Origin of the sequence: Acinetobacter sp. WA-87 (assembly GCF_039938935.1) — a bacterium.
Classification (GTDB): Bacteria; Pseudomonadota; Gammaproteobacteria; order Pseudomonadales; family Moraxellaceae; genus Acinetobacter; species Acinetobacter seifertii.
This window is the reverse complement of the sequence record NZ_JBDUVF010000003.1, coordinates 58,473-81,747: the sequence shown is the minus strand read 5'-3', so window position 1 is coordinate 81,747 and position 23,275 is coordinate 58,473. Positions and strand designations below refer to the sequence as shown.

The following is a 23,275-nucleotide window of genomic DNA, read 5'->3' as shown; positions in this document are numbered from 1 at the left end:
AGTAAATCCAGATCTATTATGTTGAGTTGTAAATTTGGATAAATCAGAATCATAGGCAAAATTCTCTAAACAGCGTAAACTATGCAAAATTTATTAAATAGAAATTGTCTTACGACAAAAAAAGGTGAAAGCGAATGCCGCTGAGTCGTGTTGAAGATCTTGTCGCCGATATTCGTGCAGGCAAAATGGTTATTTTGATGGATGACGAAGATCGCGAAAATGAAGGTGATCTTGTCATGGCAGCAACGCATGTGCGTCCTGAAGATATCAACTTCATGATTACCCATGCACGTGGTCTAGTTTGCCTAACGTTAAGCCGTGAGCGCTGTAAACAGTTAAATCTACCTTTGATGGTTGATCAAAACGGCGCTCAGCACAGCACAAACTTTACGTTATCAATCGAAGCTGCCGAAGGTATTACAACAGGTATTTCAGCAGCAGAGCGTGCGCATACAATTCAAACAGCTGTCGCAGCGCATGCAAAACCAAGCGATATTGTACAGCCGGGTCATATTTTCCCACTCATGGCTCAACCAGGTGGTGTGTTACATCGTGCAGGCCATACCGAAGCAGGCTGTGATTTAACACGTTTAGCGGGCTTTGAACCAGCTTCAGTCATTTGTGAAATCATCAATGAAGATGGCACAATGGCACGTCGTGCAGATTTAGAAATTTTTGCTGAGAAGCATGGTCTAAAAATTGGTACAATTGCCGACCTAATTCACTACCGTATGACCAATGAGCAAACGGTTGAACGTTTGGATCAAAAAACCATTCAAACTGAATATGGTGCATTTGAACTTTACCGTTATCGTGAGATTGGTAATCCGGACATTCATTTGGCTTTGGTTAAAGGCGAGCCAAAAGAAGGTGTTACAACAGTACGTGTTCATGGTTTCAGTCCAATTCGCGATTTGCTTAAGCTCAATAAAGCTGATGGTGAACCTGCGTGGAATCTAGACCGTGCACTACAGACAATTGCAGCGAGTGATCGCGGTGTTTTAGTATGGATCGGCCAAGATCATTTGCAAGACTTGGGACCAGCGTTGGATGATTTAAATAAGCCAAAACCGGTGAAATCCAATGCAGCACTTTCACATCAATATCAAACGATTGGTGTCGGTGCTCAAATTTTGCGTGATTTAGGTGTTGAAAAAATGAAGCTTCTTAGCTCACCATTACGTTTCAATGCTTTATCTGGCTTTAATTTAGAAGTAGTGGAATATATCACTGCTGATCAAATCACAACGAAATAATCGAGGTTGCTATGGCAATTCGCCGTATTGAAGGTTTATTACATCTCGCAAGCGAAGGTCGTTATGCGATTTTAGTGGGTCGTTTTAACAGCTTTGTTGTTGAACACTTATTAGAAGGCGCGATCGACACATTAAAACGTCATGGCGTAAATGAAGATAACATTACTGTTATTCATGCTCCTGGCGCATGGGAACTCCCGATCGTTGCTAAAAAATTAGCTACATCAAACCAGTTTGATGCGATTATTGCACTTGGTGCAGTAATTCGTGGCAGCACACCACACTTTGACTTTGTTGCTGGTGAATGTGCGAAAGGTTTAGGTGTAGTTGCGTTAGAAAGCAGCTTGCCTGTTATCAATGGTGTATTAACTACTGACAGCATCGAGCAAGCAATCGAACGCTCAGGTACAAAAGCAGGAAACAAAGGTAGCGAAGCTGCTTTAACTGCAATTGAAATGGTTAATTTATTAAAGGCAATTTAAAGCATGTCTCAAACACTGCAAGCCGCTTATGCAGCAAAACGCAAAGCACGTCGTTTTGCTGTACAAGGTATTTATGAGTGGCAAATGAGTCACAACCCTGTACATGAAATTGAAGCACGTACACGTGCGGAAAATGCAATGCACAAGGTCGACTTAGGCTATTATCACGAACTACTGACTCAAGTCATTGCTCAACGTGAAGAACTTGATGCATTACTTATTCCGGTACTTGACCGGGAACTTAGTGCACTTGATGGCGTGGAACTTGCGACTTTACGTTTAGGTGCTTACGAGTTACGTGATCATTTAGAAATTCCATACCGTGTGGTACTTGATGAAGCAATCGAGCTCGCTAAGCATTTTGGCGGAGCAGACAGTCATAAGTACATCAATGGTGTATTAGATCGTCTGAGTTCGACACTGCGTAGCGCAGAAAAACAGCAAGCAGATTAATAGGCTTGATGTTCTATGGCTGAGTTTTCAATTATTGACCAATATTTTAATCGACAATCAAATCCAGATGTCGCACTTGGTATCGGTGATGACTCAGCCTTAATTACTCCCCCTCCAAATCAACAATTAGTGATCTGTGCAGATACACTGGTTGCTGGCCGTCATTTCCCTCTAGACACCTCTGCTCATGCTATTGGTTGGAAAAGCGTTGCTGTAAATCTTTCAGATATTGCTGCAATGGGTGCTAAACCCCATAGTATTTTACTTGCAATCAGCTTACCTCAAGTTGACCATGAGTGGCTTGAAGGTTTTAGTCAGGGAATCTACGACTGTTGTAATCAGTTTGGTGTTGCCTTAATTGGTGGAGATACTACCCAAGGTCCACATCTCACTATTACCGTTACCGCAATGGGCTGGATAGAAACCGGACAAGCCGTGTTACGTTCAGGCGCAAAAGTCGGTGATTATGTTTGTGTAAGTGGTCAGGTGGGTGATGCAGCTTACGGTCTTCAGCATTTGGGACATCCGCTGCAGCAAAGACTCGATTATCCGACACCACGTTGTCAGCTTGGGCAAGAGCTAAAAGGTCTTGCCTCTAGCATGATTGATGTTTCAGATGGTTTAGCGCAAGATTTAGGACATATTTTAAAAGCATCTAAGGTTGGAGCACGACTTGCCTTAGAAAAATTACCTGTTGACCCTGTATTGCAACAATTAAAAGAACAACAACGTTGGCAATATGCGCTTGCAGGTGGTGATGACTACGAATTATGTTTTACAATAACACCGCAAAATTATGGAAAACTTTTGCAAAAACAACTGGACGTTAAGATTACAATGATTGGACAGATCGTTGAACAAACAAAACTAACTTTTGAGCATTTGGGTTCAGATTACCCGTTGCAAATTCATGGATACCAACACTTTGCATAAACCGCCGATTCATTTTAAGAACATGTCTTGGTTCAACCGCTGCATCGTTTTCTGTGGGGTTGGTTTTGGATCTGGTCTCGCCCCTAAAGCACCGGGTACTTTTGGCTCTGCTTTTGCCTTACTTTTCATTCCTATTTGGCTATCTCTCGGATTTAACTTAAGTTTAATCGCTATTATCATCATGTCTTTGGTGGGTATTTATATTTGCGGTCAAACAGCAAAGGTTATAGACGTACACGATGATGGTCGAATTGTGTGGGACGAATTTGCAGGTCAATCTATTACCTTTCTTCCTCTTCTTTATTTACAACAAATGAATTGGATATGGGCGATTACAGGATTTATATTATTTCGAATTTTCGATGTTTGGAAACCTTGGCCTATACGCGTCATTGATCGCCAAGTGCATGGTGGTTTTGGTATTATGCTTGACGATATTATTGCTGGTGTATGGGCTGCTCTTTGTACACTAATTATTATCCATTTGAGTTAAATCATTCGAGTTATTCATGTCTACTACTGTCATTATTCTTGCTGCTGGCAAAGGAACGCGAATGCGTTCTCAGCTCCCTAAAGTATTACAACCTTTAGCTGGTCGCCCTCTACTTGGACATGTTATTAAAACAGCAAAACAACTATTAGCAGAAAATATCATTACCATTTATGGGCACGGCGGCGATCACGTAAAGCAGACGTTTGCACAAGAAAACATTCAATGGGTTGAACAAGCAGAACAATTGGGTACAGGTCATGCAGTACAAATGACTTTACCGGTACTTCCTAAAGACGGTATTTCATTAATTTTATACGGTGACGTTCCTTTAGTCCGTCAAACAACGCTAGAACAACTTGTTGAAGTATCAAGTCAAACTGGTATTGGCATGATTACTTTACATGTCGAAAACCCAACAGGTTATGGCCGTATTGTTCGCCAAGACGGCAAAATTCAAGCGATTGTTGAACATAAAGATGCAACTGATGCTCAGCGTCAAATTCAAGAAATTAACACAGGCATTTACTGTGTAAGCAATGCAAAACTTCATGAATGGTTGCCTAAGCTTTCAAATGAAAACGCGCAAGGCGAATACTATTTAACTGACATCGTTGCGATGGCGGTTGCAGATGGCTTAGAAATTGCCTCTATTCAGCCAGAACTTGCTTTTGAAGTTGAAGGGGTTAATGACCGCTTACAACTTGCGGCACTTGAGCGTGATTTTCAGCAACAGCAAGCAAAAGAACTTATGCAACAAGGCGTAACTTTTGCCGACCCTGCACGTTTTGATTTACGTGGTTCTGTGAAAGTTGGACACGATGTTCGTATTGACGTAAATGTCATTATCGAAGGTGACTGTGAACTCGGTGACTTTGTAGAAATCGGTGCTGGTTGTATTTTGAAGAATACAAAAATTGCAGCAGGAACCAAAGTTCAAGCTTATAGCGTTTTTGATGGTGCAATTGTGGGTGAAAACACTCAAATTGGTCCTTTCGCACGCTTACGCCCGGGCGCAAAATTGGCGAACGAAGTCCACATTGGTAACTTCGTTGAAGTCAAAAACACAACCATTGGTCTTGGTAGTAAAGCTAACCATTTCACCTACTTAGGTGATGCCGAGATCGGTGCTGACTCAAATATTGGGGCAGGTACAATTACCTGCAATTATGATGGTGCAAATAAACACAAAACCACTATTGGCGATGCAGTGTTTATCGGTTCTAATAGCTCGCTGGTTGCGCCTGTGACTATTGGAAATGGAGCAACAGTCGGTGCGGGTTCTGTGATTACGAAAGATGTAGCTGAACAAAGTCTCTCCTTTGAACGTGCTCAACAAATTTCTAAGGCAAATTATCAACGTCCCCAAAAGCGTGAAAAATAAGAGGATTGAATTATGTGTGGTATCGTCGGAGGCGTTGCAGAACGTTGTGTAACTGAGATTTTAATCGAAGGTTTAAAACGTCTTGAATATCGCGGTTATGATTCAGCAGGCGTTGCTGTACTGAATAATGAAGAAGTTTTACGTGAGCGTCGTGTAGGTAAGGTGATTAATCTTGCCGATGCAGTTGCTGATCAGCAGCTCACTGGGGTAGTTGGTATTGCTCATACACGTTGGGCAACACATGGTAAACCAACTGAAAATAATGCTCACCCGCACATGTCGGGTAAAGTGGCAGTCGTTCACAACGGTATTATCGAAAACTATCAAGAGCTTAAAGATGACCTTCAAGCTTTAGGATATGTATTTACCTCTCAAACAGATACAGAAGTTGTCGCTCACTTAGTTGCAGAAGCACTAAAAAGCACTGACAGCTTACTTGAAGCAGTACAATCTGTTGTTCCTCAGCTTAAAGGGGCATATGCACTAGGTATTATCCATAGCGATTACCCAGATGAGTTAATCACTGTACGCGAAGGTTCACCACTTGTGATTGGTGTAGGTATTGGTGAAAACTTTATTAGTTCAGACCAACTTGCGCTTTTACCTGTAACTAACCGTTTTATGTATTTAGAAGAAGGTGATATTGCTCGCCTGACTCGTACTTCAATTGAAGTATTTGCAAACGGTGAACTTGTTGAACGTCCAGTGAAAGAGCTTGACGCAACAGTAAGCAATGCTTCAAAAGGTGAATACAAGCACTACATGCTCAAAGAAATTTATGAGCAACCAGAAGCAATTAAACAAACGATTTCTCAAGCACTTGACGGCAACAGCTTACGCGAAGACTTCTTGCAAAATGCTGAAGCAGACTTTAGCAAAGTTCAAAGCGTACAAATTATTGCATGTGGTACAAGTTATCACTCAGGCATGATTGCGAAATATTGGTTTGAACAACTGATTGGTGTGCCTTGCCAAGTTGAAATCGCAAGTGAATTCCGCTACCGCTCACCTGTAATTGTTGAAAATACGCTTTATGTCTGTATTTCTCAATCAGGTGAAACAGCCGATACTTTAGCTGCATTACGTGAAACTCAAAAACGTGCTAAAGCAAACAAGCTCAGCATTCAAACTTTGACTATCTGTAACGTTGCTACGTCTTCAATGGTACGTGAAACTGATCACCACTTATTGACCCTTGCTGGGCCTGAAATTGGTGTTGCATCAACGAAAGCGTTCACGACTCAGCTTGCTGCGCTTATGCTACTCGTCTTAAAAATTGGACAAGTAAAACAGCGTATTAGCAATGTCATGATTGAAGAAATTGCTCGTGAATTGTGGCACAGCCCGAAAGTCATTCTTGATACGCTTAAAAATAACGATGAAATTTTACGTTTATCAGAATTGTTCGTTGAAAAACAACACTGTTTATTCTTAGGCCGTGGCACACACTATCCAATCGCTTTGGAAGGTGCCTTAAAGCTTAAAGAAATTTCATATATTCACGCAGAAGGTTATGCGGCTGGTGAGTTAAAACACGGCCCATTGGCTCTTGTTGATAACGAAATGCCAATCGTGATTCTTGCGCCAAACGACGAAATGCTTGATAAGCTTAAGTCGAATATGGAAGAAGTTCAGGCGCGTGGCGGTGAATTATTCGTTTTCGCTGATGAAAATAGCGGCGTAGTCGAAAAAGATCGTCAACACGTTGTACAAATTCCAGCAGTAAACGAATGGCTTGCTCCAATCATTTATAGCGTACCAGTTCAGTTGTTGTCTTATCACGTTGCTGTATTACGTGGTACAGACGTTGACCAGCCACGTAACTTGGCTAAGTCAGTAACTGTAGAGTAATAATCAGACACGCTATCTATATGCGTGTTTGAACAATAAAGTTGTGAACCAGATAAACCCAGCCATGCTGATTAAAAAGCAGGCCGGGTTTTTCTATGAGTGAAAAATAAATTTTCATTTCATGCAGTAGACATTTTAAATAATCTTTCTGCTCCTCGGTTTGAGCTTGCTATAGCTTCTATAGCCCACGCTCGCATTTGCTTCTCGTAATCATTGAGAGCATTTGTAATTTCACCATTTTCTGAAGCTATTTTGGCAAACATGCTGCCTAATAGACTCGCATCTTTAAGTGCTGTATTCGCTCCTACTCCTCCTGCGGGGCTCATTGCATGTATAGCGTCTCCTAACAATGTTACAGAACCTGTTTTCCATGCAATTTCTGGACGACCATTTCGTATTGGTAGCATAGCGACAGCGGATAAGTCTGTTTGACGTATGATCTGCTGAAGGGTGAGATGCCAGTCTTCTGTGACATCAAACATGACTTTGTGAAGGACTGCCTGTAATTCTTGCTGTGAAACCGTTGAGTGACCAATGCCAAAGCGTGATTTTGGGCCAATAAGTGCCCAGTATAAATAGTCATCTATGGGAGTAAGTGAACATCGAGGCTCAATACATGCGGCAATATCTGGCAACGGAGCTTTAAAGCATATGTCATCAAAAATGGCGGTAAATCCATTTGCAAAAATGACCCTCATACCGTTATCCAGTGCATGGTCATTGAGTTTTTTGAGTTGTGTTTTTCCGTAAATACAAATTGAGCCGGTATCCAAAGGTAGTGCATCAGGAGCTAATTGTGATCGAACTGCCGAATTTACTCCATCGGCACCCACTAGCGCATCTGAAGAAATTGGACTTCTATTATCAAAATAAACCTCGACACGACCATCCTGTTTTAAAACATAGTGATCGAATGCGTGATTGAAGTGAATGTGGTCTTCAATGCCCGTCATAAGGATCTCTCTTAAAGTTTGGCGATTGACTCTAAGATCTTCATCTTTAATGGGGTTTTCTTCGTCTGTATTTGATCGCCAACTCTCCGGTATGCGTTCCTCTAGAGTACTTTCAAGTTGCGGCGTTAAAAATTGCCCAGCCGATGCAGCAATAGACGCTGTCTCGCGGAACAAGGTATAGAGTGATTCGGGAAGACTAGCAGCTAGAGCGCGTTGACCATCAGCATCAATGCGTATCCGATACCCTTGGGTTCTGCTATTTGGCGCAGGATCCCGTTCAAAAACATCGAATGCAATATGAGCCCGTTTAAGCATTTGAGCCAAGCATAATCCACCAAGCCCAGCCCCAATAATCGATATATGTAGTTGTTTCATATATGTTATTCCTGTTGTTTCTATCAGGATAAATAAATCTTGGTGCTAAAAAGTATTGCATAGAGGAATTTGGCAGTGATAACGTAATTTGGCCAATAAATACAGAAATCTGGCCAATATGAGTGATAGTACGGATGTAGATATTGATTACAGTGAATGGTCCGAGGGGCCTTCATTGATAGCAATTCGCGGTGAAGATAAACCGAATAATCAATATCGGTTAGGCACGCGGGAATATGATTGGCACCACCATGTCCGTGGTCAATTATTGTGTGTTGATACGGGATTTATAGAAGTAAAAACATCTCATGGTTCATGGCTTTTGCCACCATCAAGAGCAAGTTGGATACCCCCAGGCGTATCGCATAAAATTAAAGTGAGCGGCGCTCTGAGTGGTTGGACGCTTTTCATGACCCCGATATTGTGTTCAGATTTGCCACAGTATCCTTGTGTGATTGGAATCAGTGAGTTATTACGGGCTTTGGCAAAGAGAGCTTCTGAGTGGAATAAGTTGAGTGATTTAGCACTCGATCAAAGAAATATAATTGCAGTCATTCAAGATGAAATTCGTCTTTCTCCCCATGAAGCACTCCATCTACCCATGCCTCAAGATCCTCGTTTAGAGCGAGTGCTCAGAACTATGCTGGCAGAACCTGATTGTCAACGTAGCCTTGATGAGTGGGCCTCGTACGGCGCAATGTCTTCTCGAACATTGCGACGACTCATTCTTGCAGAAACTGGTCTCAGTTTTGCGCAGTGGCGTCAACAGGCTCAATTAATGCATAGTCTGGAATTACTAGCGCGAGGCACTTCAGTTGCAGAGGTTTCCGAAGTGTTGGGCTATACATCACCCAGTAGTTTTATTGCTATGTTTCGAAGAGCACTAGGTGACCCTCCAGCACGTTACTTTTCAAAACGCAGACTCCCCTAGGCCCCTATGTCACAACGGACTTTTACTTTTGCGCTGATTTAAAGTTTGAGAGATCATTGCGACACAGAGATAAAAGAGCTAAGCGAACTTAGCCCATTTCAGTTTTATCGCAGCGTTGAATACTGCTAAACAAGTTAGGGGCAAAGTCCTGTGGGAGAACAGGACTTTGCAAACTGGTGCGTTTTAAACGTTGTACGGTTTGAGGTGAACAAATTCTTTTAAATTCCTGCTAAGCATTGGCATCATCATTTGTAATACTGTAAGCACCAACCAAAAGGTTTAAAACTAATATAAATTTATAAAGCTCATATTATTCTCATTATTATTTATAAATTTAAATAAAATAAAAATATGATTCGAATAAATATTAAAATAATTTTTCAAATAATAATTAATCCTCCCACAAATATAGGAAAATAAAATAATTAAAATTTTAAAATATAAATAATTTATAAATTTAAAAAAACAGGTCGCAAAAACCTAAATTTTAAATAAATAAAATAGTTAACTAAAAGAGAAAATGAGTTTAAATAATGGCATGACCAACTCCTTAAAAAATGGAGTTCTACCACCAAATCACCGCGAATTAATTTAGGGTGGTAGAACGAAAGAGGGTTGACAGACTGGTCTAGCGATCAGCACGCGCGTACGCGTCCCCCTTCCGCCCTACCATAGAGAAAAAGGGGGCACAAAGGTTCCATAAGGGAAATACTGAGGAAGTATAACCCATACGCTAGACTCGGTCTGTCAAAACCGGCTGGCAATGTAGGCCAGCAACGAGATAATAATCGGTATAATAAAGAACGTCAATTTATTTTAATGAAAAAATTTAAATATAATAATTTTATTCATATTTAAATAATATTACCCCTCTTATTATATTTATGGCTTTTAATTAAATTTAAAATATAAACTTGGGTTATATATATTTAGTTAATAAAATAGATTAATCGTTAATTCTAATTTAATAGTTTATATAAATACGTCTAAGATGAAGAATATCTAGGGATAAAACATCTTATAGAGCGCCCTACTCCATAAGTCGATAAGCGAGCACTTCTAGCATCTTTTCCAAAACTTATTTCTCTATCGCTCTATTGAATTTATAAAGCTCTAAAGCATAGTCTATGCCTTTTATTAAGACACTCTAATAAATATAAATAAATCAGCATGTTATGTACAAAAATCAACAAAAACACCTGTCTTTTTACATGAAAAATCATGATATAAATCACGCTTCGAAATTTGCCTAATAACTATAAATTTCGACTATTACAAAAACTTTCTAATTATAAGGAGCGACTTATCATGGCTAATGGCTTTCCAGGTGGAAACTTTAGAATCGTTAACAAAGAAACAGGTGCATGTATCGCAAGCGCATACGGTGGACAAACCCATGGCTTACAAGATGCTGTAAGTTCACTTGGAGAAACGGGTAAGATAGCTTACTCGCATACAAATGATCGACTATTTACGGTACATGACAAAGTTAAAAACATAGACGAAGAGCTTTGGTATTTTGACAGCCGCGAATATCGGAGTGGACGTGAGAATAAGCTATATAACAAAGTTAAAGATATTCGTTCAAGTTGGGTGCTCGGTGCTTACGTTAAAACAAAAGTGATTGGATTTAAACTTAAAGACCACGACTTAGAACATTTTATTAGTCTTTTACCACAGCAAGATGAACAAACACTAGCTCATTTAAGAACCAATGATGGTCTGGATATTATTCGCTTATTAGAAACATTCATTGATATTAACGGCGAAGAAACCATTAAATTGGAACTCATTGGCAAACCTGATGAGCCTAAGCTAAATGATCTGTTAAATCCAGTTCTCGCTCATAAGTCAATTCGTAGCATTGAGCAAAAGTTCTATAAACTTGCTTCCGCTCCTTGGCTAGGTTTAAATATTCCTGATTTTAAAGGTATTTCTGAACTTGATGAACAACTCTATAAGATCATTCTTGCCTCTGTGCAGTTAGATGTCTTGGATCAAAAAGATTGGCAATCAGATTCAGTCTTCCGATTGTATTTACGCCATTACAATATTAATGAACTTCTAGAAAAAATTAAAAAAGAGCAACTTGGGAAACTCCAAGAAAAAGTATGGACAGAGCTTCAAGATGTAGAAGACCCTCAAAAAGAAGCCGTAAAAATTATTCTAGAGCTTAGAAAAACTCTAGATTTACATACTGATGAGAAAAATATGGATACGGCAAAAAAGATTTTGCAGACATGTTTAAAGTCAAATGAATCTTTTGAACAACTGCAAACAGCATTAAAAAGTACAAAAGATAAAGAAAAGCAAGCAGTTCATTGGCATAGTGGCGATATTTTCTTACAAGGCGCTGGCCGTCAGTACCAAACTAGTTGGGCATTTGAAGATGGTTATATCTTTGTAGAAGGCCAACCAGATGCGGTATTGACACATCTCTGGGATTCACATGCAACGATCAGTCAACGCTCTACTAATGATCCGAGACAGCGCTGGGAACTTAAAAGAGCTTAATAGGCAGTGACTCCAAAAGCTAAATAAGCTTATTTTCAATCATCCAAAGAATTTAAATCATTCTTTGGATGATTTTGAGTTTGATAGAAGTAAATCTGATTATAAAATTGAAATACTTATAAATTTCTTATACTTTAAATTGTTTAAAATTCATTCAAAAATAGCAACAATAAGATAGGTAAAACATGATTTCTTTAGAGTTATTCATTACATTTTTAATTACTACCATTATTTTTGCTTATATTCCGGGTCCAGCAATGCTGTATACCGCTGCGCAGACGCTTTCACGTGGTAGAAAATCTGGTTTGATGGCTGCATTTGGAATTTTCTTAGGAGGCTGTTTTCATATCATCGCAGCCTCTTTGGGCCTAACAACCATCTTTCAAATTATTCCAAAACTCTATGATCTTATTAAAATTTTAGGTGCTTTGTATTTAGTTTGGCTAGGCATTAAGTTAATTAGATCGACCTCGTCCCCTACTGTTCAGCAAAATGTTGAAAATGGTCAGTTATCTTTGAAGCAGAGCATTTTGGTCGAAGTTTTAAACCCTAAAACCGCTATTTTTTATATCGCCTTTTTACCCCAATTTATTAATACCTCATTAGATTTTCCAGTTTGGTCTCAGTTCATTATTTTAGGACTGATTGTGAATCTGATCTTTGTTTCTGCTGATGTGGTTTGTGTGTTTTTAGCCAATTATATTAGCCAAAAATTAACTAAATCGAAGACGCCCCAAAAATCTATGTCAGTGATGGGTGGACTCATTTTTATGGGGCTAGGCGTTTTTCTTGGCTTTAAAAATCAGTAGTTTCTACGGGTAAATGCTTACCTAACAAAGAAAAAGTAACATCCGCAACTTCCAACGGGTCTGAACTGGTCCAAATAAGATGGTTCCCCTCATTTGGACTTTCAGAACTTAAATGATATTGATTGAGCTGCCGAATTAATTGCGCTGTTACAGCCTCCGAAGGCTCAATAATTTGAATATCACGACCTACAATTTCCTGAATCGTATCTGTGACAAACGGATAATGGGTGCATCCTAAAATAATCGTATCGACTTTTTGCTCGACCAGCGGCGCCAAAATATTTTTTAAATAATCTTTAACCTCCGCTGTATGTGCTTTGCCCGTTTCAATTTTTTCAGCCAAACCAATACACGGCACCAAAGACACTTTAATATCTTGCGCATACGTTTCAATTAAACTTTTTAAATTTTTGCCCTTCACCGTGGTTGCCGTTGCCAAAACAGCAATATGCTTGCTCATGGTCATGCCCACAGCAGGTTTTACCGCTGGTTCTATCGCAATAAGTGGGACATTAATTTGCGCTCTAATCGTTTCAACCGCTACAGCTGTCATAGTATTACAAGCAATCACGATCGCTTTGCACTTACCTTGAGCCACTAGGTTTGAAATTAAATGCGTGGTTCGTGAAACAATCCAGTCGCTATCCCTGTCTCCATACGGGACATATTTCGAGTCAGCGAAATAGATAATATCTTCATTCGGAAGGGCCTGCCGAATGTGCTTAAAGAGAGACAGCCCACCTAAACCAGAATCAATCATTCCAATCGGATTGTTATTATTATTCATGGTTTATCCTGCATTTCATATATTTAGAAAAATTCTTTCATGGTTGCTAAGTCTTTTAGCACGACTTTGGGCTGAATGGTTTTTAATTTTTCAGCCGATGTATATCCCCAACCTACCGCAGCAAAATCAATACCTGCTTTATGTGCAGCTTCGCCATCCGTGGTTTGGTCGCCGACATAAATGGCATGGTTCTTACTTACGTCCAAAATGTTGAGAACACGCTTTATTCGCTTCGCTTTGCCAAATATAGACGAGCCGCCATCAATATGGCTAAAAAGCTCACAGAGTTCTTCACCCAGTACATTTTGACAGTTTTCTTTAGAGTTAGAGGTAATAATTGCGAGCGTATATCCCTGCTTATGCAGTTCAATTAGGTGGTCACGCATACCTTCAAACAAATGAATTTCTTCATCTCTTTCTTTCATTAACCGAATAAAGTCTTTCGCAATCCAAGGCAGTTTCCACCGAGAAACATTCATCTCTTTCATAATTTCTCTAGGCGTAAGTTGTTTGTAGTACTCAACTTCGTGAAGGCTTACCGTTTTAAACTTATACTTTGCGGAAAGTTGATTTAAAACGTTTAGAAAAAAATGAAAGGAATCGACTAAAGTGCCATCTAAATCAAAAATAATAGCCTGATATTCTTTTAGGTTTTTTTCCATTTCTAGTTTCAAAAATATATTTTTCATTATTATATTATGTTTTCTATTGGTTTTTAAATCAGGCCCAACGAGGACCTGACCTAAATTTCGAATTTTGTTTTAAGCTGCTGCTTTTTGTTCCTTTATCCAATTTTTAATACGGGCATCGAGTATATTTAAAGGCAATGTTCCTGCATTTAAAACCATGTCATGGAATGCTTTGATATCAAAACGGTCTCCAAGCTCCTGTTTCGCAAGCTCCCGTAGCTCTAAAATTTTGAGTTGTCCCATCTTGTATGCCAATGCTTGGGCAGGAATAGCAATATAGCGGTCTGCCTCTGCCTGAATATCAGGTTCATCTAAAGCTGAGTGTTCACGCATAAAATCAATCATTTGCTGACGCGTCCACTTTTTATAATGTACGCCAGTGTCCACCACTAAACGACAAGCACGGAACAACTCACTCGAGAGTCTTCCATAGTCCGAAAGCGGGTCTTTATAGAAACCAACATCTTTGCCCAATTGCTCGGCGTAAAGTGCCCATCCTTCAATATAGGCAGTGTGGTTGGGTTGCTTACGGAACATCGGCAAATTTGGCAGGTTTTGGGCAATATCAATCTGCATATGGTGGCCGGGAATTGCCTCATGGTAAGCGGTTGCTTCCATTGATATTTTGGAACGTTCAGAGAAGTCTCCAGTATTCACATATACCTGTCCGGGGCGTGAACCATCAGGCGTGCCTTGGTGATACTCCGCACCTGCCGCTTCTTTTTCTCGATATTGCTCTACAGGTAAAACTTCGACTTTATTTTTGGGTAATAAACCAAATAGCTTCGGCAACTCTGGTTGCATTTGAGCAATATACCCGCGATAAATCTCTAAAATTTCTTCACGAGATTTTGGGAAAACAGTGGGATTTGTTTTTAAGGATTGTTGGAAACTTTTTAGGTCATTAAAACCTTGTGCTTTAGCAATTTTCAGCATTTTCGCTTCTATACGAGCAACTTCTTTCAATCCGAGCTGATGAATATTTTCAGGGCTCTCTAGTGTGGTCGTATTATTTTCTACATAAAAACGATAAAGCTCGTCACCGTTTGGCAAGCTCCAGATACCCTCGTGTTGTCGTCCATGAGGTAAGTAATCTTTCTGAATAAACGTTCCAAGTTTTTGATAAGCAGGCCGAACATTTTGATCTATGGCCTGTAGGATTTCACGGCTTAAACGTTCTTGTTCTGCTTTCGAAATATTTTTTGGAAATTGCTTTAATGGAGAAGCAAATACACTGTCTTTCCCTGCTGGAGTTGCAATACTGTTAATCTGCTTTGCCACCTTTTCAATTAAATACTTGGGTGGCATCAAGCCATCTTTTTGTCCTTGTTTCGCTAACTGAATACCTTGATCAAGAATAATAGGAATTTGTTTTAAACGAGCAATATAGTCTTGATATTGTTTAGCATTATCAAAGGGAATCGAACTAATAAATCCCGGAAATTGTAAATGCAGCCCCCACATTTGATTGAAAGGCATCTCATAGAGTTTCAAATCATAATTTTTAAGTGTCTCTTTCAACTGATAAATCATTAAATCTTTATTTAATTGATCGGTTGCTGAAAACCCTGTGCTATCAATCGCTTCAAAACGTTTTAAAAAATTTTGAGTAGTTTTTTTATCTTTCTCAATCTGATTTTTTGAAGACTCGGTCCATCGATCGTTGTAGCGTAAATCGCCTAATGTCGTGGCAGTTTCGGGGTTATTTTTCAAAGTATATTCCCATTGTTCTTGTAAAAGCTGATTTAAAGCTTTCACCCGAACAGAGACATTACTGTTTTGTTTAGCTTGTGATTTTTCGGTGGTATTTGTACTTATTTCGGGGGTTGTAGCATTAGACGAATGAGACATCCAAAATAAAACACTGATACAAGCAAAATGTAAGGTTCTGTTTTTCATTTAATTATCCAAACATATTTAACGAAGTTTAAAATATAGACAAAACAAATTACGTGCCAAGCAGCCTATAAAATAGTGTAAAAATCGAGTATTTTTTTAACTCAATGATTTTATAAATTAATTTTCTTTTTAATTAAATTATTTATAGTTGCTATCTATATTCCATATTTGACTTTAATTTACCAGAAAGTCAAAAAAAGCGCACATGAGCGATCTCAGTGCACTTTTTCATTTCTACATTAAAAATTGTTTCTCAAGAAAACAAATATTGATAAACAATATAGGCAGCCAGTTTTGCTGTTCGATTGTCCAAATCAAATTTTGGATTGCACTCGGCAATATCTAAAAGTTTGATTTTGCCAGTCTCTTGAATATGCTTAAAAATTGCTTCAAAAGTGGCTAAATCAATTCCTTTTACGGCTGGCGCACTGACCCCCGGTGCAACCGCAGCCGCGAAGACATCTAAATCAATCGTAACGTACAGGCAATCTACTTTTGCAATAAAAGCATCTACCGCTGCAAGCACGTTGTTTAGGTTAAAAATATTAACCTCATGATCGCGTAAATATGAACAATTTAAAGCATCGGCCGTATCAAACAAAACTTTAGTATTGGCATGGTTAGCAACCCCAATACATAAATAATTAAATTGTTTTTGATGCTGTTCTGAAAGCCTTGCTGCTTGTAAAAAAGGTGTTCCAGAGGTGGCATGCTCTGCTTCACGCAAATCAAAATGGGCATCGAAATTAATAATGCCTATTTTTTTATCTGGCGCGTGGGCTTGTACATATTGGAACAGACCACTAAAGCTACCAAATGCAACTTCATGTCCACCGCCCAACACAATCGGCTTTAAACCATTTTGCAGGCTGTTTGCGACTTGTTCTGCTAACTCGGTTTGGGCTTGCTCTAAATTCTCATATTCGCAGGTCACCGTACCCAAATCGACCAGACTCACTGGGCGATGTATCGGTAAGTTAGCCAGTTGTGTGCGAATCGCATCTGGCGCATCGGCAGCACCAACTCGGCCTTTGTTACGTTTCACGCCTTCATCAGAGCTAAAACCAATCAGGGCAAATTCGGCATGTTGGGTTTTATTCATAATATGGTGAATACGTTGATGTGCTTCACCCTCGCCATCATGTCGGCCTTGCCATTTAAATGTGTGATTCATGTGACACCGTTTAAAAAATAACTTCTTGTCCATGCTGAACGACTCGCTTAGGCAAATCTCCGCCAAGCCAGTAAACAATTTCAGATGGATGCTCAATATCCCAAGCGACAAAGTCAGCGACTTTACCCTGCTCCAAACTGCCATGCGTTTGCTCTAAACCGAGCGCTTGTGCCGCATGAATGGTGACACCCGCTAATGCTTGCTCAGGTGTTAAGCGGAATAACGTACTGCCCATATTCAGCATTAAACGTACAGAAAGTGCTGGAGATGTACCCGGATTTAAATCACTCGACAGCGCAATACGCACGCCATGCTTAATCAGGCTTTCAATTGGTGGATATTGTGTTTCACGTAATAGGTAAAAGGCACCCGGCAATAACACAGCAACCGTACCCGACTCTGCCATAGCTTTGACATCATCTTCGGTCATGTACTCTAAATGGTCAGCCGACAATGCATGATAACGTGCTGCCAAGCTTGAACCGCCTAGCGATGAAAGCTGTTCAGCATGAAGCTTAACAGGTAGACCCAATGATTGTGCCGTTTTAAAAACACGTTCAACCTGAGCTGGTGAAAAGGCCAAATGTTCGCAGAACGCATCTACTGCATCGACCAAACCTTCTGCATGTAGTTTAGGCAGCATTTCTGTACAGATATGCTCGATATAAGCATCGCTTTGGTCTTTGTACTCTGGTGGTAAAGCATGTGCAGCTAAACACGTACTTTTGACCGTCATTGGTAAAGCTTCACCAATTTGACGGATCACACGCAGCATTTTGCGCTCGTTTTCGTAGTTGAGTCCGTAACCAGACTTAATTTCGATGGTGGTTACACCGTCTTGCTGCATGCAGCGAATACGTTTAAGTGCTGAGTTTAATAACTGTTCTTCGCTGGCTTCACGCGTTGCGCGTACTGTACTTGCAATGCCACCACCGCTCGCTGCAATTTCAGCATAACTTACGCCTTGTAAGCGCTTTTCAAACTCAACACTACGGTTGCCACCAAATACACTATGCGTATGACAGTCGATGAAACCCGGGGTTACCCAAGCGCCATTTAAGTCAACTGTTTCGGAGTAAGAGTCGGTGGGAAGTTGTTGTTGTTTTCCAATCCAATGGATGAGATGCCCTTCGGTAACAATTGCAGCATCTTCGATATAAGAATATTGCCCATTTTGCATGGTCGCAATATGGCAGTTCTGCCAAAGTTTTTTCATTAGCCTATCCTCGAAACTGCCCAACAGTTAAACCATTGGGCAGTTGATTTGTTAGCTTTCCATTTCTATGTTTTGCTGGACAGGCTCACTTTCCTTTCCCAAGCTTTGCTCCGGCTTTACCCAAATGCGATACGCAATGGTTAACAGAGCAAGCCATGCCGCACCTACATAAATTGCAGGACGCGAGTCCGGGAAGTAGCCCATCATCACTAAAATGAACACCATAAACCCGATTGCAAAAGCAGGTGCATATGGCCAGCCGAATACAGGGAAATCTAGTGCCTTAATTTCAGCAGTAGATAATTTACGGCGCATCGCCACTTGCGAAAGCAAGATCATGAGCCATACCCAAACGGTTGCAAACGTTGCAATTGATGCAATGATGACAAATACATTTTCAGGAATTAGGTAGTTCAACACTACGCCAATTAACAGCACGCCAGCCATAACCACAACAGTCATCCAAGGCACACCATTACGTGAAAGTTTCTTAAATACTTGCGGTGCTTGACCACGATTTGCCATACCGTACAACATACGGCCTGCGCCAAATACATCACTGTTAATTGCTGAAATTGCAGCGGTTACCACTACAACGTTTAGAATATTTGCAGCAGATTTAATGCCTAAGTTTTCAAAAATTTGTACAAACGGACTGCCTTGGCTACCAATCTGGTTCCATGGGAAAATCGACATCAGTACAAAAATAGTCAGTACATAGAACAGTAAAATACGGACTGGAACGGCATTAATTGCTTTTGGTAAGGTGGTTTTCGGGTCTTGTGACTCACCTGCGGTTAAACCAATAATTTCGATACCGCCAAAGGCAAACACAACTACAGACAAACATCCAATCAAACCTGCAATACCATGCGGCATGAAACCATCATAAATCCATAGGTTTTGAAGCCCCGGTACAACATTGCTATGGTCAACATGGAAGCCATAAAACATAAGGCCTAAACCACCGACAATCATGGCAACAATGGCACTGACTTTAACAATTGAAAGCCAAAATTCGAGTTCACCAAAGACTTTTACATGAATAAGGTTAATTGCACCTAGAAACATAATGAGAGACAAAATCCAGATCCACCGCGGTACATCGGGATACCAGAACCCCATATAAATACCAAAAGCAGTGACATCGGCAATTGCAACAATCACCATCTCAAAAACATAGGTCCAACCTGTGGTAAAACCTGCCAACGGACCAATGTACTGAGATGCATAGTGGCTGAATGAGCCAGAGACAGGGTTATGGACAGCCATTTCACCCAGTGCGCGCATAACGATATAAATTGCAATCCCTGCAACGATATACGCAAGTAATACTGAAGGCCCTGCCATTTTGATAGCAGTAGCCGAACCATAGAAAAGCCCAGTTCCAATTGCTGAGCCCAATGCCAAGAAACGAATATGGCGGGTGTTCAAACCCCGCTGTAGTGTGGAGTTTTGTGACATTTTAATCTCCAATCCTTGAGGAAATTTAGTTGGATTCGGCCACTCCATGTGACCGTTTTATCAATCACACTTCAGATAAACTAGGGAGTAGTTTTGGAATGAGTAACTCGTTTAGGCAACCACTCGCAAGCAATTCGCTAGCTTGTTCGATATCCGGAGCAAAGAAACGATCTTCGCTGTAGTAAGGAACTTGATCGCGCAAGATTTTACGAGCTTGTTCAAGTTTAGGCGAGCTTTTTAAACCTTCACGGAAGTCTAAACCCTGACAAGCGCCTAACCATTCAACAGCTAAAATGCCACGAACGTTGTCAGCCATGTACCAAAGACGCTTACCGGCATTCGGAGCCATCGATACGTGGTCTTCCTGATTGGCAGAAGTTGGTAAACTATCAACACTTGCAGGATGTGCTAATGCCTTATTATCGCTCGCAAGTGCAGCAGCTGTCACTTGTGCAATCATAAAGCCTGAGTTAACACCGCCATTTGCAACCAAGAATGGTGGAAGTTGTGACATGTGGCGGTCCATCATCATCGAAATACGACGTTCAGACAGTGAGCCAATTTCAGCGATCGCCAATGCTAAATTATCTGCCGCCATTGCAACAGGTTCTGCATGGAAGTTACCACCAGAAATCACGTCACCTTGTTCAGCAAAAACAAGCGGGTTATCCGATACAGCATTTGCTTCAATTTCTAATACTTCAGCAGCCTGACGGATTTGGGTTAAACATGCACCCATCACCTGTGGTTGGCAACGTAAAGAGTACGGGTCTTGAACTTTGCTACAGTCTTCATGTGAATGTGCAATTTCACTTGAGTCTGTTAATAGGTCACGATAAGCCGCAGCTACATCAATTTGACCACGTTGGCCACGTACTTCGTGAATACGAGCATCGAATGGGGCACGTGAACCCAACATTGCTTCAACACTTAAACCACCACAAACCGTTGCAGCAGCAAACAAGTCTTCAGCTTCAAACAAGCCACGTAATGCATAAGCAGTTGACACTTGTGTACCGTTTAAAAGTGCCAAACCTTCTTTAGCAGCTAAAGAAATTGGTTCTAAACCTGCAACTTTTAAAGCTTCAACGGCTGGTAACCATTCACCCTTATAACGCGCCTTACCTTCACCAAGTAACACTAAAGACATGTGTGCAAGTGGTGCCAAGTCACCTGAAGCACCTACTGAACCTTTTAGTGGAATGTGTGGGTAAACTTCGGCATTAATTAAAGCCAACAAAGCATCAATTACTTTACGACGAATACCAGAGAAGCCACGCGCCAAGCTATTTGCTTTTAATAGAATAATTAAACGAACCATTGCATCATCAAGTGCTTCACCTACACCTGCTGCATGCGAAAGAACCAATGAACGTTGTAACTTTTCTAAATCTTCAGGAGCGATTTTGGTTGACGCGAGTAAGCCAAAGCCTGTGTTAATACCGTAAGCTGTACGCCCTTCATTTACAATTTTCTCAACGCAAGCCACACTTGCATTAATTGCAGAAGAAGCACTTTCATCTAATTTCACTTTAATCGGATTGAGATACGCTTGACGTAAATCGGCTAAGGTCAATTTTCCCGGTTGGATAAGTAATTCCATGTTGGCTTCCTAATTTTTTGCACTATATTCTGCTGAGACGGTGCTTTTCACAATTGCAAAAAGCACCGCTTGTTCTTCCATGTATTTTTATTGCGTGATCATTGGCAAGTGTAAGCCTTGCTCTTTCGCACAGTTGATCGCAATTTCATAACCTGCATCGGCATGACGCATAACACCTGTTGCAGGGTCATTGGTGAGTACGCGAGCAATACGTGCAGCAGCTTCATCTGTACCATCACACACAATCACAACGCCTGAGTGTTGAGAGAAGCCCATACCTACACCTCCACCGTGGTGTAAAGACACCCAAGTTGCGCCGCCTGCTGTATTGAGCAATGCGTTTAATAAAGGCCAGTCTGATACAGCATCTGAGCCGTCTTGCATTGCTTCAGTTTCACGGTTTGGACTTGCAACCGAACCTGAGTCTAAATGGTCACGACCAATCACAACTGGTGCAGACAATTCACCGCTACGAACCATTTCGTTAAATGCCAAACCAAGTTTTGCACGTAAACCTAAACCAACCCAGCAAATACGCGCTGGTAAGCCTTGGAAGCTAATGCGTTCACGAGCCATGTCTAACCAGTGATGTAAATGCTCATCATCAGGAATTAACTCTTTAACTTTGGCATCTGTTTTATAAATATCTTCTGGGTCACCAGAAAGTGCTGCCCAACGGAATGGACCAATACCACGGCAGAACAATGGACGGATGTAAGCAGGTACGAAGCCTGGGAAATCAAAAGCGTTTGCTACGCCTTCATCTTTCGCCATTTGACGGATGTTGTTGCCATAGTCAAATGTTGGGACACCCATTTTTTGGAAATCAAGCATCGCTTGTACGTGCTTCGCCATCGACTGTTTTGCAGCTTTTACCACAGCTTCCGGTTCAGTTTTCGCGCGTTCACGGTATTCGTCCCAAGTCCAACCTACTGGTAAGTAACCGTTAAGTGGATCGTGTGCACTTGTTTGGTCAGTCACCATGTCTGGACGTACACCACGGCGAACAAGCTCAGGTAAAATTTCAGCAGCGTTACCATGAAGCGCAATTGAAATTGCTTTACCTTCTTTTGTATAGCGGTCAATACGCGCTAAAGCGTCGTCTAAATCAGTTGCTTGTTCGTCTACATAACGGGTACGTAAACGGAAATCGATACTTGCTTGTTGGCATTCAATGTTTAAAGAACATGCACCTGCAAGTGTTGCAGCTAGAGGCTGAGCACCACCCATACCACCTAAACCAGCAGTAAGCACCCAACGACCTTTTAAATCACCGTTGTAGTGTTGGCGGCCTGCTTCAACGAAAGTTTCATATGTACCTTGTACAATGCCTTGGCTACCAATGTAGATCCATGAACCTGCTGTCATTTGACCGTACATTGCGAGTGCTTTTGCATCTAACTCGTTGAAGTGTTCCCAGTTTGCCCAGTGTGGTACAAGGTTTGAGTTTGCAATTAAAACGCGTGGTGCATCTTTATGAGTTTTAAACACACCTACTGGTTTGCCTGATTGAACCAATAAAGTTTCGTCAGTTTCAAGATTTTTTAGCGTATCTACAATTTTGTCGAAACATTCCCAGTTTCGTGCTGCACGACCAATACCGCCGTATACAACTAACTCTTTCGGGTTTTCTGCAACGTCCGGATCAAGGTTATTCATCAACATACGTAATGGGGCTTCAGTTAACCAACTCTTAGCCGTTAATTCAGTGCCGCGTGGTGCACGAATTTCTACATCACGAAATTTTGTTGTCGTTGTTGTCACAGTCGGACTCCTTCCTTTGAGCTTACATCAGCAGAACATCACTTGTCTCTGCATTTGTATAGTAATGTATTAACTTGTATATACATCCATATACTACACAAATATTTTTCGGCGTGAAGAGGGTGACTCATATTTTTTTAAAAAAAATGAATAAGCCTATGAATTAAATTAATTTATTTTTATATTAGGCATAAAAAAAGCACATATCCTCTAACAAGACATGTGCTTTTTAAGTCGTAAATGATGTC

19 protein-coding genes and 1 pseudogene are annotated in these 23,275 nt (G+C 40.6%); 10 read left to right on the top strand and 10 right to left on the bottom strand.

Translation table 11 applies throughout. The features are described 5' to 3' along the window. Positions 1-134 precede the first annotated feature (134 nt). From ribBA to glmS, 7 genes are read left to right on the top strand one after another with little or no spacing between them, the layout of a single operon-like run. Positions 135-1,256 (top strand): bifunctional 3,4-dihydroxy-2-butanone-4-phosphate synthase/GTP cyclohydrolase II, encoded by a 1,122-nt coding sequence (ribBA, locus tag ABFY81_RS10515; protein ID WP_039252405.1) that lies wholly within the window; start codon positions 135-137, stop codon positions 1,254-1,256. Between the two features lie 11 nt (positions 1,257-1,267). Continuing rightward, positions 1,268-1,738 carry a 6,7-dimethyl-8-ribityllumazine synthase gene (gene ribE, locus ABFY81_RS10510; RefSeq protein ID WP_001007829.1) on the top strand — a complete coding sequence of 157 codons (471 nt, stop codon included), beginning with the start codon at positions 1,268-1,270 and terminating at the stop codon, positions 1,736-1,738. Positions 1,739-1,741: 3 nt separating this feature from the next. Beyond that, entirely contained in the window at positions 1,742-2,191 is a 450-nt protein-coding gene (gene nusB / locus ABFY81_RS10505; protein WP_004704812.1) for a transcription antitermination factor NusB, read from the top strand. A gap of 15 nt (positions 2,192-2,206) precedes the next feature. Further along, positions 2,207-3,124 (top strand): thiamine-phosphate kinase, encoded by a 918-nt coding sequence (gene thiL / locus ABFY81_RS10500; RefSeq protein WP_174735664.1) that lies wholly within the window; start codon positions 2,207-2,209, stop codon positions 3,122-3,124. Beyond that, positions 3,102-3,617 carry a phosphatidylglycerophosphatase A gene (locus ABFY81_RS10495; protein ID WP_347913742.1) on the top strand — a complete coding sequence of 172 codons (516 nt, stop codon included), beginning with the start codon at positions 3,102-3,104 and terminating at the stop codon, positions 3,615-3,617. Before thiL ends, ABFY81_RS10495 begins: the two co-directional genes overlap by 23 nt. 16 nt (positions 3,618-3,633) lie before the next feature. Further along, positions 3,634-4,998 (top strand): bifunctional UDP-N-acetylglucosamine diphosphorylase/glucosamine-1-phosphate N-acetyltransferase GlmU, encoded by a 1,365-nt coding sequence (glmU, locus tag ABFY81_RS10490; protein WP_347913741.1) that lies wholly within the window; start codon positions 3,634-3,636, stop codon positions 4,996-4,998. Between the two features lie 12 nt (positions 4,999-5,010). After that, on the top strand, positions 5,011-6,849 hold the full coding sequence (gene glmS / locus ABFY81_RS10485; RefSeq protein ID WP_191028758.1) for a glutamine--fructose-6-phosphate transaminase (isomerizing): 1,839 nt from the start codon (positions 5,011-5,013) through the stop codon (positions 6,847-6,849). A 119-nt stretch (positions 6,850-6,968) separates the two neighbouring features. Here the strand turns inward: glmS and ABFY81_RS10480 are convergent, their stop codons facing one another. Further along, positions 6,969-8,177: an FAD-dependent monooxygenase gene (locus ABFY81_RS10480; protein ID WP_347913740.1), complete on the bottom strand. Its 1,209-nt coding sequence runs from the start codon at positions 8,175-8,177 to the stop codon at positions 6,969-6,971. A 118-nt stretch (positions 8,178-8,295) separates the two neighbouring features. Here ABFY81_RS10480 and ABFY81_RS10475 point away from each other — a divergent pair, with 118 nt between their 5' ends. Beyond that, positions 8,296-9,108 carry a helix-turn-helix transcriptional regulator gene (locus ABFY81_RS10475; RefSeq protein ID WP_347913739.1) on the top strand — a complete coding sequence of 271 codons (813 nt, stop codon included), beginning with the start codon at positions 8,296-8,298 and terminating at the stop codon, positions 9,106-9,108. Between the two features lie 78 nt (positions 9,109-9,186). On the opposite strand, the pseudogene ABFY81_RS10470 reads toward ABFY81_RS10475, so the two are convergent. Further along, positions 9,187-9,400 (bottom strand): annotated as a pseudogene (locus tag ABFY81_RS10470) (hypothetical protein). Between the two features lie 1,016 nt (positions 9,401-10,416). Here ABFY81_RS10470 and ABFY81_RS10465 point away from each other — a divergent pair. Next, on the top strand, positions 10,417-11,622 hold the full coding sequence (locus ABFY81_RS10465; protein WP_347913738.1) for a hypothetical protein: 1,206 nt from the start codon (positions 10,417-10,419) through the stop codon (positions 11,620-11,622). A 185-nt stretch (positions 11,623-11,807) separates the two neighbouring features. Then, entirely contained in the window at positions 11,808-12,431 is a 624-nt protein-coding gene (locus ABFY81_RS10460; RefSeq protein ID WP_347913737.1) for a LysE family translocator, read from the top strand. Here the strand turns inward: ABFY81_RS10460 and murI are convergent. From murI to hutU, 8 genes are all read right to left on the bottom strand, one after another. Then, entirely contained in the window at positions 12,418-13,218 is an 801-nt protein-coding gene (gene murI / locus ABFY81_RS10455; protein ID WP_347913736.1) for a glutamate racemase, read from the bottom strand. The two genes, ABFY81_RS10460 and murI, sit on opposite strands and share 14 nt — an antisense overlap. Positions 13,219-13,241: 23 nt before the next feature. Continuing rightward, positions 13,242-13,880, bottom strand: a complete 639-nt coding sequence (locus ABFY81_RS10450; protein WP_347913735.1) for an HAD family hydrolase — start codon at positions 13,878-13,880, stop codon at positions 13,242-13,244. Between the two features lie 99 nt (positions 13,881-13,979). After that, the gene (locus ABFY81_RS10445) at positions 13,980-15,806 is read right to left on the bottom strand and encodes a DUF885 domain-containing protein (RefSeq protein ID WP_347913734.1); all 1,827 of its coding nucleotides are present in this window, start codon (positions 15,804-15,806) and stop codon (positions 13,980-13,982) included. A 253-nt stretch (positions 15,807-16,059) separates the two neighbouring features. Further along, the gene (hutG, locus tag ABFY81_RS10440; RefSeq protein WP_347913733.1) at positions 16,060-16,980 is read right to left on the bottom strand and encodes a formimidoylglutamase; all 921 of its coding nucleotides are present in this window, start codon (positions 16,978-16,980) and stop codon (positions 16,060-16,062) included. A 10-nt stretch (positions 16,981-16,990) separates the two neighbouring features. Continuing rightward, positions 16,991-18,196: an imidazolonepropionase gene (hutI, locus tag ABFY81_RS10435; RefSeq protein WP_347913731.1), complete on the bottom strand. Its 1,206-nt coding sequence runs from the start codon at positions 18,194-18,196 to the stop codon at positions 16,991-16,993. 51 nt (positions 18,197-18,247) lie between these two features. Continuing rightward, on the bottom strand, positions 18,248-19,660 hold the full coding sequence (locus ABFY81_RS10430) for an amino acid permease (protein WP_151818533.1): 1,413 nt from the start codon (positions 19,658-19,660) through the stop codon (positions 18,248-18,250). A 64-nt stretch (positions 19,661-19,724) separates the two neighbouring features. Continuing rightward, positions 19,725-21,263, bottom strand: a complete 1,539-nt coding sequence (hutH, locus tag ABFY81_RS10425; protein ID WP_317857510.1) for a histidine ammonia-lyase — start codon at positions 21,261-21,263, stop codon at positions 19,725-19,727. An 87-nt stretch (positions 21,264-21,350) separates the two neighbouring features. Then, a complete protein-coding gene (hutU, locus tag ABFY81_RS10420; protein ID WP_002054061.1) occupies positions 21,351-23,027 on the bottom strand; it encodes a urocanate hydratase in 1,677 nt (558 codons plus the stop codon). Positions 23,028-23,275: the final 248 nt, after the last annotated feature.